The following is a 19,131-nucleotide window of genomic DNA, read 5'->3' as shown; positions in this document are numbered from 1 at the left end:
GGCTCCAGGGAAACGAGGCTTCGTGGGAGCGGGCTTGCCCCGCGATGGCGATCGCGGGGCAAGCCCGCTCCCACGAGGATGATGGCGTTTATTCCATCTCGATGATCACCTGCTCCTGCCACTTCTGCGGCAGGGCCTTGGAGGTCGCTTCCCAGGCTTCGGCGTTCTTGATCGGCTGGGCGGCCTTGTACTGCTCGTTCGGCAGCAGCTTGGCCTGCACATCCGCTGGCAGTTTCAGGTGCTCGGCGCGGATTGGCCGGGCGTGACCGATGGCCAGGTTGGTCTGCCCGGCGTCGCTGAAGATGTACTCACGGGCAAGCTTCGCCGCATTTGGGTGCTTGGCGTACTTGTTGATGATGGTGGTGTAGCCGGAGGTGATCGAACCGTCCGATGGGATCAGCACCTCGAAGCGTTTCGGGTCGATCTGGTCGCGGTAGCTCAGGCCGTTGAAGTCCCACACCACGCCGACTTCCACCTCGCCCTTCTCGAGGGTCTGGATGGTCGGGTTGGCCAGCGACAGGCGCTTTTGCTGGGCCAGCTTGGTGAACAGCTGCAGGCCCGGCTCGATGTTGCTCTCGTCGCCCTTGTAGGCGATGGCGGCGGCGAGCACGCCATTGGCGGCCTGGGCGGCGGTGCCGACGTCACCGATGGCGACCTTGTACTTGCCCTTTTCCAGGTCGTGCCAGGTGGTCGGGCGTTCGCCTTCCTTGACCAGATCCTTGTTGATGATGAAGGCGATGGTGCCGGTGTAGGCCAGCGCCCAGTGGCCGTCCTGGTCCTTGGCCCACGCCGGCACCTGGTCCCAGGTGCTGGGCTTGTAGGCCTGGGTGACGCCCTTGGCGACCGCGATCGGGCCGAAGGCGGCGCCGACATCGCCGATATCGGCGCTGGCGTTGTCCTTCTCGGCGTCGAACTTGGCGATCTCCTGGGCCGAGCTCATGTCGGTGTCGCTGTGCTTGAGGCCGTATTTTTTCGCCAGGTCTTCCCAGGTGCCTTTCCAGTTGGCCCAGGCATCGGGCATGCCCACGCTGTTGACGGTGCCTTCCTTGCGGGCGGCGTCTTCAAGGGCCTTGAGGTCCTGGGCCATGGCCGAGGTGCAAAAAGCGATGGCCGAACCGAGCAGTGACGCCATGAACAACTTTTTCATCCGAAGCTCCTTTGGTGGGTGCCTTGCATTCGTTGTTATGAACAGAAGCGGTGCTTGCGAACCCTTGGTCTAGGTCAGCAAACCTTGAGCCAAGGTAGGCCTGTTGCGTGACAGTTTGATGTAAGGAGAGGGCGTGGGTGGCAGGCCGATGGCTCTGGGAATACAGCGTAGACCACATCGAAAGCCTTGAATCGCGTGGCCTGGCCCGGATCTGGCAAGTCCCTGTACGAGGCTTTGTCACAGGATGTTCATCAGCCTTGCCTAGGCTTGTAGCCATCGCCACATGCCCCTTTATGGGGCTGGACTAGTCCAGATAGGTAACCTTTGATGCAAGCGACGCCACCGCGCGCGGTAACAGCCATCTGCCATGCCCTGCAGGAGCAGATCGAACACGGCCTGCTGGCTCCCGGCGGCAAGCTGCCGGCCGAGCGCAGGCTCAGCGAAGTGTTCGACACCACGCGCATCACCCTGCGCGAGGCGCTGGTGCAGCTGGAGGCCCAGGGCCTGATCTATCGCGAGGAGCGCCGTGGCTGGTTCGTCGCGCCCGAGCGGCTGACCTACGACCTGATCGAGCGCAGCCACTTCCATGCGATGGTGCGCGACCAGGGGCGGGTGCCGAGCACCGAGTTGCTGTCGGCGCGCCTGCAGCCGGCCTCGGCGGCGATCTGCGCGCGCCTGCGCCTGTCGGCGTTGTCCAGCGTGGTGCGGATCTGCCGTCTGCGCCGCATCGACGGGCGTGCGGTGCTGTATGCCGAGCACTATCTCAACCCGCGCTACTTCCCGGGGATCCTCGAGCTGGACCTGGCGCGGTCGCTGACCGAGATCTATGCGCGGGAATATGCCATTCACTATGGAAAGGTGTGCTTCGAGATCCTGCCGACCGCGTTGCCGGTGGCGGCGGCGGGGGCGCTGAAGGTTTCGGCGGGCAGCCCGGGTTTGCACATCACCCGGGTCAACAGCGACCAGCATGGGCATCTGATCGACTGTGACCTGGAATATTGGCGGCACGACGCGATCCGCATCCGTGCCCAGGCGGGATAAGGTGCTGGATTCTTCGCGGGTAAACCTGCTCCCACAGGGACCCCACAATTTTCGAATGTGTGGCAATCCTGTGGGAGCGGGTTTACCCGCGAAAGGGCCCTAACTGGAGGACCCGGTTTCCGCCATCTGGCCCCCTCCGGCCGTCACCACCTGCACCGACAACCTTGGCGTCGCCAGATCCAGCCCCGCCTCGTCCAGCTGCCTTTTCAGCGCCAGGTTGAACGCCCGCGACACCTCCCACTGCTTGATCGGCGCGGTCTTGAACCGCGCCCGCAGGATCGCCGAGCCCGACTCGAAGCTCTCCACCCCCTGAAGCTCCAGCGGCGACCAGATGTTGCGGCGCATCAGCGGGTCGTTGCGCAGCTTTTGGCCCACTTCGCGGATCAGCGTGATGGCCTGGTCGATGTTCATGCTGTGCGGGATGGCCACGCGGAAGATCGCATAGCCGAACTCCCGCGAGTAGTTCTTGATGCTCTTGATCTCGCTGAACGGGATGGTGTGCACGATGCCGTCGATGTCGCGCAGGCGCACGGTGCGGATGGTCAGGCCCTCGACCGTGCCCAGGTGGCCGCCGACGTCGACGTAGTCGTCGATCGCCAGCGAGTCCTCGATGATGATGAACAATCCGGTGATCAGGTCGGCCACCAGCGACTGGGCGCCGAAACCGATGGCCAGGCCGATGACGCCGGCACCGGCCAGCAGCGGGGTGACGTTCATGCCCATGTTGGCCAGGGCGACGATCACCGCGATGATGAAGATCACCACGAACATCACGTTGCGGATCAAGGGCATCATGGTCTGCGCCCGGGCGTTGGCCAGGCCGCGGCGCGAGCGCACCAGGGCATGGTGCACGGCGGTGTCGGCGAGGATCCACACCAGCCAGGCGACGATCAGCGTGCCGGCCAGGCCCAGCAGGCGCAGGCTGACTTCATGGCCGTCGCCCTCGGCGAAGCTGATCATCGAGCGGCCCCAGACGCGCAGGCCCAGTTCGATGAACACCAGCCAGATGAACAAGTGCACCAGCACGTAGCCGAAGTTGCGCAGGCGCTCGGTGTAGACCGCCTGGCGCTTGTTGGCGCGCCTGGGCTTGGCGGCGTGGCGCCGGACCAGGCCGTTGAGCACCATGCACACCACCACCAGCACCGTGCACATCAGCGACTGGCGCAGGGCGGTGCTGGTGTCGCCGGCGGAGACGAAGGTGGCGAACAGCGAGATCGCCACCAGGATCAGCGCCGGGACGTACCAGAAGCTGCCGAGCAGCTCGATGGTGTCGCTCAGGGTGCGCCGGGTCAGGCGCCGAGACAGGGGCTGGTTGCGGATCAGGTGGGCGATCGGGCGGCGAAAGCGCAGGATGAACAGCCCGGTGCACAGCGCGGCGACGACATTGGCCAGGGTGGCCAGGGCATGGGCCAGGTGGCTGCCCAGGGCGGTGGTCAGGCGCGGGTCGCTCATCGCCTCGCCGAACGCGGCGAAGCTGCCGATCAGCCACAGCGGGCGAAATGCCTGGTGGCGCAGGATGTACAGGGCGCGGTGACGGTGCGGGCCGTCGAGCAGCGAGAAGGCGATCACGCAGATCGCCGAGAACAGCGTGCCGACCACCAGCGCGTAGGCCAGCACCATGGCCATCGACTTGCCCAGCGAGGAGGGCAGGGCAAAGCTCAGGTACACGGTGAACACCAGCGCCACCAGCCACGGCCCCAGCTTGCGCAGGGCGAAGCGCACCAGGTCCCAGGTGCGCGGGTGCTGGGGCAGTTCCTCGGTCAGGCCGAAGCGCAGGCGCACGCGGTGGCCGATCCAGTTGAAGGCGTAGGCCAGCAGGCTCCAGACCAGGATCACCCCGGCGAAGCCGAACAGGATCGCCGGCCACTGGTGCACCGGCACCACCAGCGCGGCCAGCTCGTCCTGTGCCTGGTCGATTTCCAGCGACCAGCGCTTGAACGGGCTGGCATCGCCGCTGAACTGCTGCTCGAAGTCATGCAGGGCGCCGCCGATCAGGCCGAGCACGCCCTGTTCGACGGTGGGTTGCGATTGTTTGCTGGCGTCGCGCAGCTTCTTCAGGTCGGCCAGCAGCTTGGCCCGTTGCTGGTCGTTCTCCAGGTTCTTGATCACCTCGTCCAGCGACTTGCCCAGCGGTTCGCTGGCTTCGGGCTGGGCGGGGGGGCTGGAGCCGAGCAGGCCCGGCAGGCCGGCGGCGTGCACCGGGGTGACGAACAACAGGAACAGCAGCGTGATGCAACGCAGGAGGGCTGGCACCGGAAACTCTACCTCAGGTCAAACGTTTGCCCGAGTGTAGTGGTTTACGACGGCAGTTTCTCGAGGATCTTCCAGCAGGTGAGGCCGAAGATGCCGAGGGTACCGATCCACATCATCAGCACGCCGACATTGCGCTCGCGCAGGCTGAAACCGATGGTCAGCAGCATCAGGAACAGGAACACCGGCACGAACAGGGACAGGAAGGGGGATGACATGGACGGCAATCCTTTTGCTGTGGGGCATGTCTTAAGCATAGCGCTTTGCAAGCGCAGCGGATTGATCGGGGGCAGGTGCCCCCTGAATCGCGGGGCAAGTCGCATCGGCGCACCGCCGCTCCCACAGATCCGCGTGGGAGCGGGTTGGCCGTCAGGGCAGTTCGCGACTGCGGTAGAACGCGCTGAGCACTTTCACTAGGTGCGCCAGGTCATGGCTGCCGCACAGCTCGCGGATCGAGTGCATGGCGAAGGTCGGCAGGCCGATGTCGACCGTGCGCACGCCCAGGTGGCTGGCGGTGATCGGGCCGATGGTCGAGCCGCAGCCCATGTCGCTGCGCACCACGAAGCTCTGCACCGGCACTTCCTCGGCCATGCACAGGTGGCGGAAGAACCCGGCGGTTTCGCTGTTGGTGGCGTAGCGCTGGTTGTTGTTGACCTTGATCACCGGGCCTGCGTTGAGCTTGGGGCCGTGGTTGCCGTCGTGCTTGTCGGCGTAGTTGGGGTGCACGCCGTGGGCGTTGTCGGCCGAGACCATCAGCGAGCGCTGGATGGTGCGCACGTAGTCGTCGCCCTCGGGCAGCAGGCGCTGCAGGGTCTGCTCGAGCATCGGGCCGTCGGCGCCGCAGGCCGAGCACGAGCCGACTTCCTCGTGGTCGTTGCACACCAGCACGCAGGTCTCGTCGCTGTCGGCGCCCAGCAGCGCCTGCAAGCCGGCGTAGCACGACAAGAGGTTGTCCAGGCGGGCGGCGGCGATGAAGTCGCCGTTCAGGCCAATCAACGCGGCGTCCTGGGTGTCGTAGAAGCTCAGCTCGTAGTCGAGCACCACGTCGGCGTTGAGGTCGTGCTCGCGGGCCAGCTGCTCGGTGAGCAGGGCGCGGAAGTCGACGCGCTCGTCGCCGGCCACCTGGGCCAGGATCGGTGGCAGCTCGGTCTGCGGGTTGATCTGCCAGCCTTCGTTGGCGGTGCGGTTGAGGTGGATCGCCAGGTTCGGGATCACCGCGATCGGCAGCTTGAAGTCGATCAGCTGGCTCTCGACCTTGCCATCACGGCGGAAGGTGACCCGGCCGGCCAGCGACAGGTCGCGGTCGAACCAGGGGGCGAGCAGGGCGCCGCCGTACACTTCCACGCCCAGTTGCAGGAAACCCTGGCGTTGCAGCTCGGGCTGCGGCTTGACCCGCAGGCACGGGCTGTCGGTGTGGGCGCCGACCATGCGGATGCCGCCCAGCAGCGGGGAGAGCTTGCCGAGCTTGATGGCGATGATCGAGGAATCGTTGCGGGTCACGTAGTAGCGACCACCGGGCACGGTGGCCCAGCTGTCGCGTTCGTCCAGGCGCTGGTAGCCGGCGGCCTCGAGGCGCTGCGCGAGGCTGGCGGTGGCATGGAAGGGCGTCGGGGAGGCCTTGAGGAATTCGATCAGGCCGGCATTCAGGGCATCGCGCATAAGTCACTCCAGACAGCAGTGGCGCGAGTTTAGCGTAAATACTCGAAAATTTGTGTCGGCGCTATCGCGGGGCAAGCCCGCTCCCACAGGTACCGCGCAGATTTCAAGTTAGGCACTCTCCCGTGGGAGCGGGTTTACCCGCGAAGAATCCAGCGCCGATGGATCAGAACGGTGCCGGACACTCGAACTTCAACCGCTCGCCCGAAACCGGATGGGTAAAGCTCAGCATCGACGCATGCAGGCACAGCCGTTCATGGGCCGCCAGCGCCTCGGGGTTGGCGTAAAGCCGGTCGCCCAGCAGCGGGTGGCCGATCGACAGCATGTGCACACGCAACTGGTGCGAGCGCCCGGTGATCGGTGTCAGCTCGACCCGGCAATGATCGGCGCAGCGTTCGACGATGCGCCAGAAGGTCAGGGCGTGCTTGCCCTGTTCGTGGTCGACCACATGGCGCGGCTTGGTCGGCGGGTCGTAGCGCAGCGGCAGGTCGATGCTGCCGCTGTCCAGGGTCGGTTGGCCCCAGCACAGCGCGGTATAGGCCTTTTCCGTCTCGCGGTCGTGGAACTGGCGCGACAGTTCGCGGTGGCTGTCGGCGTCGCGGGCGAGCAGGATGATCCCCGAGGTTTCCCAGTCCAGGCGGTGGACGATCAGGGCGTCGGGGTAGCCGTTTTCCTGCAGGCGGGTGATCAGGCAGTCCTTGTTGTCCTCGGCGCGGCCCGGCACCGACAGCAGCAGGGTCGGTTTGTTGATCACCAGGATAGCGGCGTCTTCGTGAAGGATCTGGATGTTCGACAGCGGCATTGCAGGTTCTCTTTGCGTATGGAAACCACTGGGGCCGCGTTGCGGCCCTTTCGCGGCACAAGGCCGCTCCTACAGGGGTTACGCAATCCCTGTAGGAGCGGCCTTGTGCCGCGAAAGGGCTGCAAAGCAGCCCCAGGATCGGCCCGAAGGCGCTGGATCAGCGCTCGGGCAGGGTGATGTTCAGCTCGAGGATCGAGCAGCTGCCCTGGTTCTCCAGCGCCACCTGCACATCGTCGTTGCCGATGTTGACGTACTTGCGGATCACCTCGACCAGCTCCTTCTGCAGGGCGGGCAGGTAGTCCGGGGTGCTGCGCTGGCCGCGCTCGTGCGCCACGATGATCTGTAGACGCTCTTTCGCTACCGACGCGCTGGTCTGTTTCTGTCTGCCACGAAAGAAGTCAAAAAGGTTCATGGTTTACTTGCCTCCAAACAGACGCGCGAAGAATCCTTGCTTCTGCACGTCAATGAACCGCAGGGGCTTCTCTTTGCCCAGCAGACGGTCGACGGTGTCACTGTACGCCTGGCCGGCATCGCTCTGGTCGTCAAGGATGACCGGGATGCCCTGGTTGGAGGCCTTGAGAACGGCTTGCGACTCGGGAATCACACCCTTGAGCTTGATCGCCAGGATCTCTTCGACGTCGGCGATGCTGAGCATTTCGCCCTTCTCGACGCGCTCGGGGTGGTAACGGGTGATCAGCAGGTGTTCCTTGATCGGCTCCTCGCCGTTCTCGGAGCGGCGCGACTTGCTCGACAGGATGCCCAGCATGCGGTCGGAGTCGCGTACCGAGGAGACCTCGGGGTTGGTCACGACGATGGCTTCGTCGGCGAAGTACATCGCCAGGTGCGCGCCTTTCTCGATACCGGCCGGCGAGTCGCAGATGACGTAGTCGAACTGTTCTTTCAACTCCATCAGGACCTTTTCCACGCCTTCCTGGGTCAGGGCGTCCTTGTCGCGGGTCTGGCTGGCGGCCAGCACGAACAGGTTCTCCAGGCGCTTGTCCTTGATCAGGGCCTGCTGCAGGTTGGCCTCGCCGTTGACCACGTTGACGAAGTCGTACACCACGCGGCGCTCGCAGCCCATGATCAGGTCGAGGTTACGCAGGCCGACGTCGAAGTCGACGATGACAGTCTTGTAGCCGCGCAGTGCGAGGCCGGTACCGATGGCGGCGCTGGTAGTGGTCTTGCCCACACCCCCCTTGCCGGAAGTGACGACGAGAATCTTGGCCAAGGTGTTTCACCCCTAAATAAACGGGACGCGGGTCCCTGCAAATACAAAAAACGGCAACGGGAAAAAAGTTGCGCTAAAAATGCCGGCAAGTATCCGTTAAAGACGGGTGATGTTCAACACGTCACCGGACAGGCTGACCTGCACGCCCGAGCCCCACAGCGGGTCGCGGCGCAGGTCCTCGCAGACCTTGTACTGGCCAGCGATGGAGACCATTTCCGCGGTCATCTGCTGGCAGAAGATGCGCGCCTTGGTGTTGCCCTTGATACCGGCCAGGGCGCGGCCGCGCATGGCGCCGTACACATGGATGTTGCCATCGGCGAGAAGTTCCGCGCCGGGGCTTACCGAGCCTGTCACCACCAGGTCGCCGCCCTGGGCGTAGATCTGCTGGCCGCCGCGCACCGGCGAGGTGATGATGCGGGTCGGGCGCACCTCGGGTTCGGCCGGCGCCGCTGGTGGAGCGGGTGCAGGCTCGGGCGTCTTCACTTCCGGCTCGGGTTCCAGCGGGCGTTCGCGGGCCCCGGACGGCGGCAGCACCGGCAGGTCGATGGCGATCGCCGCGGCGATGTCCTCGATGCGGCTGGCACGGATCGCCAGGGTGCGCAGGCCATGATGACGGCAGATGCGCATCAGCCCGGGCAGGTCGATGGCGCCCGAGTCATGGGGCAGCTTGTCCAGGGCCAGCACCAGCGGGGTGTTGCTGAAGAAATTCGGCGCCTGCGCCACCTTCGCCGCCAGCTGGCGGTCGAGGGATTCGAGGTCGTTGCGCGCCAGTTCCAGCACGGTGATGGCAAGCATGCTGCCCTTGAGCTGGAACACGGGGGCGTTGTCGGGTGTCTGGTTGGGGCTCATGGTCTGCATAGACGGCTTGTTGCGAAAAAAGTGCCCTGACTTATAGCGATAAGACCGATTGCCCGCAACCGATGTAGAATGCCGGGCTCATGTCTTGCCGGAAGCTTCAATGGAACGCCCGCGTTTTCGATCCTCTTTCCTCCACCCGCGATTCTGGGGCCTGTGGCTGGGCCTGGGCCTGCTATGGCTGGTCGCCCAGCTGCCGTACCGCGCCCTGCTGGGCCTGGGCCGCGCCCTGGGCGCGGTGATGTACCGGGTGGCCGGCGAGCGCCGGCGCATTGCCGCGCGCAACCTCGAACTGTGTTTCCCCGAACTGTCCGGCGACGAACGGCAACATCTGCTCAAGGAAAACTTCGCCTCCACCGGCATCGCCTTCTTCGAGATGGCCATGAGCTGGTGGTGGCCAAAGGCCCGGCTGGCGCGCCTGGCTCACATCGAAGGCATCGAGCACCTGCAGGCCGCCCAGCGCGAAGGCGAGGGCGCCATCCTCATGGCCGTGCACTTCACCACCCTGGAGATCGGCGCCGCGCTGCTGGGCCAGGCCCATACCATCGACGGCATGTACCGCGAGCACGGCAACGCGGTGTTCGACTTCATCCAGCGCCGCGGCCGCGAGCGCCACAACCCTGATTCGCTGGCCGTGGAGCGCGACGATGTGCGCGGCATGCTCAAGCTGCTGCGCAAGGGCCGGGCGATCTGGTACGCACCGGACCAGGACTACGGCATCAAACAGAGTATCTTCGTGCCGTTGTTTGGCATCCCGGCGGCCACCGTCACCGCCACCACCAAATTCGCCCGGCTGGGCAAGGCCCGGGTGATCCCGTTCACCCAGCGGCGCCTGGAGGACGGCAGCGGCTATCGTCTGGTGGTGCATCCACCGCTCGCGGACTTCCCCGGCGAAACCGAGGAGGCCGACTGCCTGCGCATCAATCAGTGGGTCGAAGGCGTGCTGCGCGAGTGCCCGGAGCAGTACCTGTGGGCGCACCGACGCTTCAAGTCGCGGCCCGAGGGCGAGCCCCGGCTGTACGACAAGAAGAAACGCTGACTGTTGCTATAGCAGGGCCGGCCTCTTCGCGGGTAAACCCGCTCCCACAGGGGGTATGTATATGCTAAGGCCGGCACTGTACCTGTGGGAGCGGGTTTACCCGCGAAGAGGCCAGACCTGTCAACCATGATCCAGGAAGGAAGCATGTCCCCAACCACCGGCCTGATCCTCTCTGGCGGCGGTGCCCGCGCCGCCTACCAGGTCGGCGTGCTGGCCGGCATCGCCGAACTGCTGCCCCCTGGGGCGGTGAACCCCTTCCCGGTGATCGTCGGCACCTCTGCTGGCGCCATCAACGCCGTCAAGCTGGCCAGCGGCGCTACCCGCTTCGCCGAATCGGTGCAGCACCTGACCGCCTTCTGGCAGAACTTTCGCAGCCACCTGGTGCTGCGCAGCGACTGGCCCGGGGTGATCCGCCAGGCCAGCCGCTTCGTTGGCCACAGCCTGCTGGGGCTCGGCGGCCAGGTGCCGGTGGCGCTGCTTGACAGCCGCCCGCTGCGCCGCCTGCTGCATGAGCACCTGGACCTGGACGGCATCGCCCACTCCCTGGCGGCCAATCAGCTGCGCGCCATCGCCGTGACCGCCTTCGGCTACGAGTCCGGCCAGGCGGTGACCTTCTACCAGGGCCGCGACACCATCGAACCCTGGCTGCGCCACCGGCGCATCGGCATGCCCACGCCGCTGACCATCGACCATCTGCTGGCCAGCTCGGCAATCCCGCTGCTGTTCGCGCCAGTGCGCCTGGGCGATGAGTTCTTCGGTGACGGCGCGGTGCGCCAGTCGGCACCGATCAGTCCGGCGCTGCATCTGGGCGCCAGTCGCGTGCTGGTGGTCGGCGTCAGTGGCAACCCCCAGCGCCCGGCACCGCCCTTGCCGACCCAGCGCGTGTTCAGCGGCCAGCAGCCAAGCCTGGCGCAGATCGGTGGGCACATGCTCAACAGCACCTTCATCGACAGCCTCGAGGACGATATCGAGTTGCTGCAGCGGCTCAACCACCTCAGCCACCTGATGCCGGCGCACCTGGACGCCCGGCGCTTGGGGTTGGCGCCGATCGAGGTGCTGGTGGTGGCGCCCAGCCAGCCGCTGGACGAGATTGCCGCCCGTCATCGGCGCGAACTGCCGGCGGCGTTGAGGCTGTTCCTGCGCGGGCCTGGCGCTACCAAGACCAGCGGCGCGGGGGTGCTGAGCTACCTGCTGTTCGAGGCGAGCTATTGCAGTGAGCTGATCGAGCTGGGGCGCAAGGATGCGTTGGCCAAGAAGCGGGAGTTGTGTCAGTTCCTGGGATTGCCCGGCTGACCCTGTAGGAGCCTTGTGCCGCGAAAGGGCCGCAAAGCGGCCCCGGCGATATGTGCTTTGGCTAAGAACCTGGGGCCGCTGCGCGCCCCTTTCGCGGCACAAGGCCGCTCCTACAGGGGATCGGGGTTGCGCTTACTCGGCAATCTGCAACTTGCGCGCCTGGGTATACACGTACCGCAGTTTCTCGTACTCGAACGGCGAGTTGGTCTGCCCGTAGCGGAAGTTGGTGGTGTAGCGCTTGTCCACCGCCCGCAGCACGGTGAGTTCCGGATGGTCACTGGCGGTGTCGGGCACGTTCAGGTAGTTGATCTCCTTTTCCCCCACGTAGTCGACCACCAGCCCGGTGGTATCGCGCAGGTTCGACGGCCCGAGGATCGGCAGCATCAGGTATGGCCCGTCCGGCACCCCGTAGAAGCCCAGGGTCTGGCCGAAGTCCTCGCTCTGGCGGGGCAGGCCCATCTTGGTCGCCGGGTCCCACAGGCCGCCGACACCGATGATGGTGTTGAACATCAGCCGCGCGGTGATTTCCGCTGAACGCTTGGGCTTGAGCTGCAGCACGCTGTTGAACAGGTTGGGCACATCGCCCAGGTTGTTGAAGAAGTTGCTGACCCCGGTACGCACGAAACCGGGGGTGACGTAGCGGTAGCCATCGACCACCGGCAGGAACACCCATTGGTCGAAGCGGTAGTTGAAGTGGTAGATGCGCCGGTTCAGCGACTCCAGCGGGTCGTAGATGTTCAGTGCGGCCAGGGTCGAGCGTTCGAACTCGCGCTGGTCCAGGCCAGGGTTGAACTTGAGCTCGCGCAGCGGATCGACGAAACCGTCGGCCTCCACGGTGAGGGTTTCGGTCTTGTCGGCCTCGACCACGCTGGCACGCGGCGCGACTTCCTCGGCCAGGGCGCAGCCGCTGGCGAGCAGGGCGGTGACGAGCAGCAGTCTGTTAACCACGGAAGAACTCCAGCATGGCGTCGCTGTTGACGCGGTAGTTGAGGTTGCCGCAATGGCCGCCATGGGGGTAGAGCGTCAGCCGTTCGCCGAACACCCGGCGCAGGAAACCGATGTCGCCGGGGCCGAGGATCACGTCGTCGGCGTTGTGCATCACGGCGATCTTGGGGCTGGCGCGCAGGTAGTCCTCCAGCGCGTACAGGCTCACCTGGTCGACCAGTTGCAGCAGGCTGTTGCCGTCTGTGCGCGCTCGCCACATGGGGATCACCTGCTCGGTCAGGTAGCAGTCGAAGTCGCATTGCAGCGCCCGTTTGAAGAAGGGCTCCAGGCTGCTGCCCTCGGTGATCGGGAATTTCGGCGGAATGATCAGGCCGCGGCGGTTGATCAGGTCGGAGGTGAAGGCAATGTCGGCGGCCGAGAAGCGGAACGAGGTGCCGATGAGCATGGCCATCTGTTCGTTGGAAAGGTGCTGGCGCGACTTCTGGAAGTCATACAGCAGCGCTTCGTTGAGGTCGATGTAGCCCTTGTCCTGGAAGTAGCGGGTGAGTTTCTCCAGCATCAACTCGTAGAAGGTGGTGCTGCGGTCGATGCCCTTGACCCGGGTCTGCACCAGCTTGTCCAGGTTGGTGATCGAGGTGTACAGGTTGACCGGCGGGTTGAGCAGCAGCACGCGCTTGAAGTTGAAGCTCTGGCGGGTTTCGTCGAGCTTGCTGACGAACGCGGCGTCCAGCGCACCGAGGCTGTAGCCGGTGAGGTAGTACTCGCTGACCGGCAGGTGTGCCTGCTGGGCGCGCACTGCCTGCATGACCCGGTACAGGTCCTTGGCATCCTCGCTGGTCACCCCGGGGGTAGCGAAGCGCGAAGCGGCGCTCATGAAGTCCCAGCTGGTCGGCGACGACAGCTGCACCACGTGGTAGCCGGCCTGGTAGAACAGCTTCTTCAGGTACTCGTTGATGCTGCTGGAATAGGGCGCGCCGGTACCGGCGATCAGGAAGATCAACGGCGCCTCGTGGTCCTGCTTGGCCAGGCGGTAGCGCAGTTTCTTCACCGACCAGAAGTTGTCGGGCAGGGTGAACTCGCGCTCCGGGCGCAGGGTAAGGCTGTAATCGGCCTGGTCGATGTCGTCGTCGCTGGGCAGCGTCGGCCGCTGCTCCGGCGGCGTGGTGGCGATGGTCGCCTCGAACGGGTTGGTCAACGGATAGCCGTAGCTCGCCGCGTCTATATCCCGCGCCGATGCGGCCGCAGCCATGAGCAGGCCGCCGAGCAGGGCGGCGAGGCGCAAAGATCGAAGCATTTATGTCCCCCAGGGAAAACGCAAGGTCGTGCAGTACGCAGGCTAGGACCACGGCATGTCGGACAAAGTTGCCCGTCGCCCTGTCGTTCGTCGCACAAGATGTTGCCGCGCCGGACAACGTTTGTCTTGTGCAACATAGCTGCAGGGCCATGATTTTGCCTTGTCGCGGCCCCTGGGCGATCATGCAACGTTTCGATTACCGCTATTGGAGATCCGCATGGCGCGTTGGTGGCCGGTCGTTGCCCTGTTGCTGTTCCTGCCGCTGTGGCTGGCGGCCAGTTATGGCGTGCGTTATGGGCTGATGGAAGATGCCCGGTGGGTCGGGCTGTGCAGCGTGCCGGGGGAGGTCTGGCAATGCCAGGCGCGATCGCTGCTGGGCCTGGGGATACATTTCCAGATCATTGCCTGGGGGGCATTGGGGTTGGCGTTGCTTTGCCAATTCGTGTCTGACCGAGGTGGGTGGTGGCTGGCGGCGCTGGCGCTGCTGTTCGGGATCCCGGCGTTGGTGCTGTATACCGCGAGCATCGCGGTGTTTGCGGTGGTGCTGGCGGGGTTGCGGCTGGTGCGGCGATCATCCGTTGCCTGACAGGGTCCTATCGCGGGGCAAGCCCGCTCCCACGCTCACACAAGGCGTTAGCTTCAACGTGGGAGCGGGCTTGCCCCGCGATGGGCTATCAGGCTTTGCGCAAGCTTCGCCACAACGCGCCAACCATCAACACGCTGACCACCGTCCAACCCCATGCCTGTCGATTCGCCAACCCTTCCTGGAACAACTGCGGCGCCACCCCGGCCCCCACGATAAAGGCCAGCAACGCCACCTCCGCCCGTCGCGCCGGCACCGGCCGCAGCAGATAGACCACCGCCGGCAGCAGCAACGCCGCGCTGGGGAAGCTGCGATAGCGCGGGTCGAACACCATCGCCAGCATGCTCACCGCCGCTGCGAATCCGGCCGCCAGCAGCCATGTGCCGGCATGCTTTTCCAGCCAGGCGAACAACCGTTGGCGCCAGCCGTCTCGACGGGCCAGGGCCAGCGCGCCATGGGCCAGCACCAACAGGTTCAAGCCGGCCAGGGCCACCGCCCACAACCATTCCCCGGCAAAGCGGGCATTGGTGCGCATCAGTTCCCCCCACAGTCCCAGGCTGCCGGCACCCAGGGCCGCCAGCAACGGCAGCAGCAGGGCGGCGCGGCGGCTTGCCGGGCGTCCGGCCAGGGCCTGGGTCGCCAGCATCAGCAACACGCTGGCCAGCAACCACTGCGGCCACCGCGCCAGGTTGCTCACCGGCCCTTCGAGCACGCCCTTGTCCTGGCGGTCGGCATCGTACAGCCCCCAGTAGCCGCCCACGGCACCTTCGCTGGCGCGCTTCCAGGGCTGGTCGAAGGCCTCGATCAGGTTGTAGCGCCAGCCGTTGGCCTCGGCCAGGGCGACGAAGCCACGGATGAAACGCGCCTCGTTGACCCGGCTCGGTTCCGCCGTCTCGCGCTGGCGTCCTTCGCTGGGCCAGCCGGTCTCGCCGATCAGGATGTCCTTGGGCGCGAAGCGGTTACCGAACACCTGGCGCACCTCGGCCACATGGGTCAGCGCCGCATCGATGCCACGCGGGTCGTCCTCCCAGTAGGGCAACAGGTGGATGGTGAGGAAGTCCACCGCCGGCGCGATCTGCGGGTGTTGCAGCCAGAATTCCCAGACGTCGGCGTAGGTCACCGGTACCTTCACCTGGCTTTTCACTTTCTTGATCAGCCCGGCCAGGCGCTCGCCGGTGACTTCCTTGCGCAGCAGCGCCTCGTTGCCGACGATCACCGCGCTGACCACGTCGGGGTTGGCGTTGGCCGCGGCGATCAGCAATTCGATTTCCTTGTCGGTGTCCACGGGGCTTGAGTTGACCCAGGCACCGAGCATCACCTTCAGGCCGTGCTTGCGGGCCAGCGCCGGGATGGCCTCGAGGCCGGTCATCGAATAGGTGCGGATGCACTGGAATCGCTCGCTCAGCAGCGCCAGGTCGGCGTCCATGCGCGCCGGGCGCAGGCGAAACGGCTGGTCGAACGGCGACTGGTCCTTGTCGAACGGGGTGTAGGACGCGCACTGCAACTTGTGCGTCGGGCTCGCCGCATCGGGCAGGTGCACCGGCTTGCCGAGGCCGTACCAGAGCGCCCACAGCCCGATGAGGGCGAGCAGGCAGGCGAGCAGGTACGCAGGCAGGAGCAGTCGGGTGTTAATGGGCATCGGGCGGTCCGTCGGCAAGCACAAAGGGCTAGATGATAGCCGCAAATGACCGGCGCCAAGCCTTTGGCATGCAAGGATCGCGCAGGCCGCTCGGGTGGCATGACGTTAATGGCACAGTGCTGTCGCTGATCGTTCGCTGGAGGTCGCTTACAGAGCAGGTCGTGCGCGGGGGCAGGTCGATGATGCTCTCTCCAAGACCTGACGAGGGGATGCTTTGATGGCGACTTTTACAAGAGTACGACGTTTCCTGAGTGTGGGCGCCGCCCTGGTATTGACCATGAGCACTGCGCAGGCCATGGCCAAGGAAGTGAGCATCGGTTACGTGGACGGCTGGTCGGACAGCGTGGCCACCACCAACGTGGCCGCCGAGGTGATCAGGCAGAAGCTTGGCTACGACGTGAAGCTGCAGGCCGTGGCCACCGGGATCATGTGGCAGGGCGTGGCCACCGGCAAGCTCGACGCCATGCTCTCGGCCTGGTTGCCGGTGACCCATGGCGAGTACTGGGCCAAGAACAAGGACAACGTCGTCGACTACGGGCCGAACTTCAAGGACGCCAAGATCGGCCTGATCGTTCCCGAGTACGTCAAGGCCAACAGCATCGCCGACCTCAAGACTGATACCAGCTTCAAGAACAAGATCGTCGGCATCGATGCCGGCTCCGGGGTCATGCTCAAGACCGAGCAGGCCATCAAGGACTACGACCTGGCCGGCTACAAGCTGACCGCCAGCTCCGGCGCGGCGATGACCGCCGAGCTGGGCCGCTCCTACGCCAAGCAGCAGTCCATCGCCGTGACCGGCTGGGTGCCGCACTGGATGTTCGCCAAGTGGAAACTCAAGTTCCTCGAGGATCCCAAGGGCGTGTACGGCGCCGCCGAAACGGTCAACAGCATCGGCAGCAAGGAGCTGGCGAGCAAGGCGCCGGAAGTGGCCGAGTTCCTGAAGAAGTTCCAGTGGCAGTCCAAGGACGAGATCGGCGAGGTGATGCTGGCGATCCAGGAAGGCGCCAAGCCGGAGGCGGCGGCCAAGGACTGGGTGGCCAAGCATCCGGAGCGGGTCAAGGAGTGGACCGGCAAGTAACCCCGCCGTAGAAGCCAGTACGACTATTTCGCGGGTAAACCCGCTCCCACAGGATCACCACAAACTTGAACATTGTGGCTTACCTGTGGGAGCGGGTTTACCCGCGAATGGCCCTACTCGGGTTTTGGTTGTTGCGAAATCTGTAAAACACCGTTGCATCTAAGACTAAGGTCGTCTGGTTGGCGTCCAGCGGCAGCATAAAGTTGGAGTCGGGTTCTCCCTACTCTGTGCTGCTAGGACAAAAACAATGAATGACAGCATTTACCAATCGATACAGAACAGTCCGCGCTTCAAGGAACTGGTCACCAAGCGCGAGCGCTTCGCCTGGATTCTCTCGGCGATCATGCTCGGCCTCTACTGCGCCTTCATCCTCCTCATCGCCTATGGCCCGCACGTGCTGGGCGCCAAGCTCAGCCCCGACTCGTCGATCACCTGGGGCATTCCCCTGGGCGTCGGCCTGATCGTCTCGGCCTTCGTGCTCACCGCGCTCTACGTGCGTCGCGCCAACGGCGAGTTCGATGAACTGAACAAGGCCATTCTCGAGGAGGCCAAGCAATGATCCGTCACGCCAAAACCCTGGCCGTCCTGGCCTGCGGTGCCTTCGCACCCGCCGTGTGGGCCGCCGATGCCCTGACCGGCGAGGTGCAGAAACAGCCGCTGAACGTCTCGGCGATCGCCATGTTCGTGGCCTTCGTCGCCTTCACCCTGGGCATTACCTACTGGGCCTCCAAACGCAACAAGTCGGCGGCCGACTACTACGCCGCCGGCGGCAAGATCACCGGCTTCCAGAACGGCCTGGCGATCGCCGGCGACTACATGTCGGCGGCCTCGTTCCTGGGTATTTCCGCGCTGGTGTTCACCTCGGGCTACGACGGCCTGATCTACTCCATCGGCTTCCTGGTCGGCTGGCCGATCATCCTGTTCCTGATTGCCGAGCGCCTGCGCAACCTGGGCAAGTACACCTTCGCCGACGTGGCCTCGTATCGCCTCGGGCAGAAGGAAATCCGCACCCTGTCGGCCTCGGGCTCGCTGGTGGTGGTGGCGTTCTACCTGATTGCGCAGATGGTCGGTGCCGGCAAGCTCATCGAGCTGCTTTTCGGCCTGGACTACCACGTGGCGGTGATCCTGGTGGGCATCCTGATGTGCCTGTACGTGCTGTTCGGCGGCATGCTCGCCACCACCTGGGTGCAGATCATCAAGGCGGTGCTGCTGCTGTCCGGTGCCAGCTTCATGGCGCTGATGGTGATGAAGCACGTCGGCTTCGACTTCAACACCCTGTTCTCCGAGGCGATCAAGGTGCACGCCAAGGGCGAGGCGATCATGAGCCCGGGCGGCCTGGTCAAGGACCCGATCTCCGCGTTCTCGCTGGGCTTGGCACTGATGTTCGGTACCGCGGGCCTGCCGCACATCCTGATGCGCTTCTTCACCGTCAGCGACGCCAAGGAAGCGCGCAAGAGCGTGCTGTACGCCACCGGTTTCATCGGCTACTTCTACATCCTGACCTTCATCATCGGCTTCGGCGCGATCCTGCTGGTCAGCACCAACCCCGACTTCAAGGACGCCGCCGGCGCCCTGATCGGCGGCAACAACATGGCGGCGGTGCACCTGGCCGATGCCGTGGGTGGCAGCGTGTTCCTCGGCTTCATCTCGGCGGTGGCCTTCGCCACTATCCTGGCGGTGGTCGCCGGCCTGACCCTGGCCGGTGCCTCGGCGGTGTCCCATGACCTGTACGCCAGCGTCTGGCGCAAGGGCAAGGCCAACGACAAGGACGAGATCCGCGTGTCGAAGATCACCACCATCGCCCTGGGCGTGCTGGCGATCGGCCTGGGGATTCTGTTCGAGAAGCAGAACATCGCCTTCATGGTCGGCCTGGCCTTCTCCATTGCCGCCAGCTGCAACTTCCCGGTGCTGCTGCTCTCGATGTACTGGAAGAAACTGACCACCCGCGGCGCCATGATCGGCGGCTGGATGGGCCTGGTCAGCGCGGTGGGCCTGATGATCCTCGGCCCGACCATCTGGGTGCAGATCCTTGGTCACGAGAAAGCCATCTACCCGTACGAGTACCCGGCGCTGTTCTCGATGATCATCGCCTTCGCCGGCATCTGGTTCTTCTCGGTCACCGACAAGTCCAAGGCTGCCGAGAACGAGCGCGCGCTGTTCTTCCCGCAGTTTGTCCGTTCGCAGACCGGCCTTGGGGCCAGCGGGGCGGTTTCCCACTGATCCTGGTTGCTGTCTGAACGACGCCCCGGCTTGCCGGGGCGTTTTCGTTCAACGGGGAGCC

At 65.1% G+C, this 19,131-nt stretch carries 18 protein-coding genes; 7 read left to right on the top strand and 11 right to left on the bottom strand.

All coding sequences use genetic code 11. The features are described 5' to 3' along the window. Positions 1-88 precede the first annotated feature (88 nt). Complete coding sequence (locus VUG52_RS20395) at positions 89-1,147, bottom strand: ABC transporter substrate-binding protein (protein WP_050704574.1); 1,059 nt, start codon at positions 1,145-1,147, stop codon at positions 89-91. 327 nt (positions 1,148-1,474) lie between these two features. Here VUG52_RS20395 and VUG52_RS20390 point away from each other — a divergent pair, with 327 nt between their 5' ends. Continuing rightward, the gene (locus VUG52_RS20390; RefSeq protein ID WP_050704575.1) at positions 1,475-2,188 is read left to right on the top strand and encodes a UTRA domain-containing protein; all 714 of its coding nucleotides are present in this window, start codon (positions 1,475-1,477) and stop codon (positions 2,186-2,188) included. A gap of 99 nt (positions 2,189-2,287) precedes the next feature. On the opposite strand, the gene VUG52_RS20385 is transcribed toward VUG52_RS20390, so the two are convergent. The 7 genes from VUG52_RS20385 to minC form a co-directional block, all read right to left on the bottom strand. Beyond that, a complete protein-coding gene (locus VUG52_RS20385) occupies positions 2,288-4,441 on the bottom strand; it encodes a mechanosensitive ion channel family protein (protein ID WP_050704576.1) in 2,154 nt (717 codons plus the stop codon). Positions 4,442-4,485: 44 nt separating this feature from the next. After that, a complete protein-coding gene (locus VUG52_RS20380; RefSeq protein WP_167388396.1) occupies positions 4,486-4,656 on the bottom strand; it encodes a hypothetical protein in 171 nt (56 codons plus the stop codon). 151 nt (positions 4,657-4,807) lie between these two features. Next, positions 4,808-6,097: a M18 family aminopeptidase gene (locus VUG52_RS20375; protein ID WP_028690868.1), complete on the bottom strand. Its 1,290-nt coding sequence runs from the start codon at positions 6,095-6,097 to the stop codon at positions 4,808-4,810. 163 nt (positions 6,098-6,260) lie between these two features. Beyond that, on the bottom strand, positions 6,261-6,896 hold the full coding sequence (locus VUG52_RS20370; protein WP_028690867.1) for an RluA family pseudouridine synthase: 636 nt from the start codon (positions 6,894-6,896) through the stop codon (positions 6,261-6,263). Between the two features lie 157 nt (positions 6,897-7,053). Further along, positions 7,054-7,308, bottom strand: a complete 255-nt coding sequence (gene minE / locus VUG52_RS20365) for a cell division topological specificity factor MinE (protein ID WP_011532731.1) — start codon at positions 7,306-7,308, stop codon at positions 7,054-7,056. Positions 7,309-7,311: 3 nt separating this feature from the next. Continuing rightward, positions 7,312-8,124 (bottom strand): septum site-determining protein MinD, encoded by an 813-nt coding sequence (minD, locus tag VUG52_RS20360; RefSeq protein WP_050704578.1) that lies wholly within the window; start codon positions 8,122-8,124, stop codon positions 7,312-7,314. A 96-nt stretch (positions 8,125-8,220) separates the two neighbouring features. Continuing rightward, positions 8,221-8,982 carry a septum site-determining protein MinC gene (minC, locus tag VUG52_RS20355; protein ID WP_050704579.1) on the bottom strand — a complete coding sequence of 254 codons (762 nt, stop codon included), beginning with the start codon at positions 8,980-8,982 and terminating at the stop codon, positions 8,221-8,223. A gap of 100 nt (positions 8,983-9,082) precedes the next feature. Here minC and VUG52_RS20350 point away from each other — a divergent pair, with 100 nt between their 5' ends. Both VUG52_RS20350 and VUG52_RS20345 read left to right on the top strand, forming a co-directional pair. Next, positions 9,083-10,018, top strand: a complete 936-nt coding sequence (locus VUG52_RS20350; RefSeq protein WP_331832016.1) for a lipid A biosynthesis lauroyl acyltransferase — start codon at positions 9,083-9,085, stop codon at positions 10,016-10,018. Positions 10,019-10,162: 144 nt separating this feature from the next. Then, complete coding sequence (locus VUG52_RS20345; RefSeq protein ID WP_262951037.1) at positions 10,163-11,311, top strand: patatin-like phospholipase family protein; 1,149 nt, start codon at positions 10,163-10,165, stop codon at positions 11,309-11,311. Between the two features lie 132 nt (positions 11,312-11,443). Here the strand turns inward: VUG52_RS20345 and VUG52_RS20340 are convergent, their stop codons facing one another. Next, the gene (locus VUG52_RS20340; protein ID WP_050704582.1) at positions 11,444-12,259 is read right to left on the bottom strand and encodes an MlaA family lipoprotein; all 816 of its coding nucleotides are present in this window, start codon (positions 12,257-12,259) and stop codon (positions 11,444-11,446) included. Then, positions 12,252-13,550 carry a serine/threonine protein kinase gene (locus VUG52_RS20335; RefSeq protein ID WP_050704583.1) on the bottom strand — a complete coding sequence of 433 codons (1,299 nt, stop codon included), beginning with the start codon at positions 13,548-13,550 and terminating at the stop codon, positions 12,252-12,254. The genes VUG52_RS20340 and VUG52_RS20335 overlap by 8 nt, the downstream gene beginning before the upstream one ends. Positions 13,551-13,767: 217 nt before the next feature. Between VUG52_RS20335 and VUG52_RS20330 the strand changes: the two genes are divergently transcribed. Further along, positions 13,768-14,136: a hypothetical protein gene (locus VUG52_RS20330; RefSeq protein ID WP_050704584.1), complete on the top strand. Its 369-nt coding sequence runs from the start codon at positions 13,768-13,770 to the stop codon at positions 14,134-14,136. An 88-nt stretch (positions 14,137-14,224) separates the two neighbouring features. Here the strand turns inward: VUG52_RS20330 and VUG52_RS20325 are convergent, their stop codons facing one another. Continuing rightward, positions 14,225-15,772: a glycoside hydrolase family 17 protein gene (locus VUG52_RS20325; protein ID WP_331832015.1), complete on the bottom strand. Its 1,548-nt coding sequence runs from the start codon at positions 15,770-15,772 to the stop codon at positions 14,225-14,227. A gap of 217 nt (positions 15,773-15,989) precedes the next feature. On the opposite strand from VUG52_RS20325, the gene VUG52_RS20320 reads away from it, so the two are divergent. The 3 genes from VUG52_RS20320 (at position 15,990) to VUG52_RS20310 (ending at position 19,070) form a co-directional block, all read left to right on the top strand. Next, entirely contained in the window at positions 15,990-16,850 is an 861-nt protein-coding gene (locus tag VUG52_RS20320) for a glycine betaine ABC transporter substrate-binding protein (protein WP_050704586.1), read from the top strand. Between the two features lie 247 nt (positions 16,851-17,097). Further along, positions 17,098-17,409 (top strand): DUF485 domain-containing protein, encoded by a 312-nt coding sequence (locus VUG52_RS20315; protein WP_028690856.1) that lies wholly within the window; start codon positions 17,098-17,100, stop codon positions 17,407-17,409. Next, positions 17,406-19,070, top strand: a complete 1,665-nt coding sequence (locus tag VUG52_RS20310; RefSeq protein WP_050704587.1) for a cation acetate symporter — start codon at positions 17,406-17,408, stop codon at positions 19,068-19,070. The genes VUG52_RS20315 and VUG52_RS20310 overlap by 4 nt, the downstream gene beginning before the upstream one ends. The last annotated feature ends 61 nt before the right edge of the window (positions 19,071-19,131 follow it).

It is taken from the genome of Pseudomonas sp. LH21, assembly GCF_036549575.1.
Classification (GTDB): domain Bacteria; phylum Pseudomonadota; class Gammaproteobacteria; order Pseudomonadales; family Pseudomonadaceae; genus Aquipseudomonas; species Aquipseudomonas peradeniyensis.
Note: the sequence above shows the minus strand (reverse complement) of the source record. Positions and strands in the feature narration are given on the sequence as shown.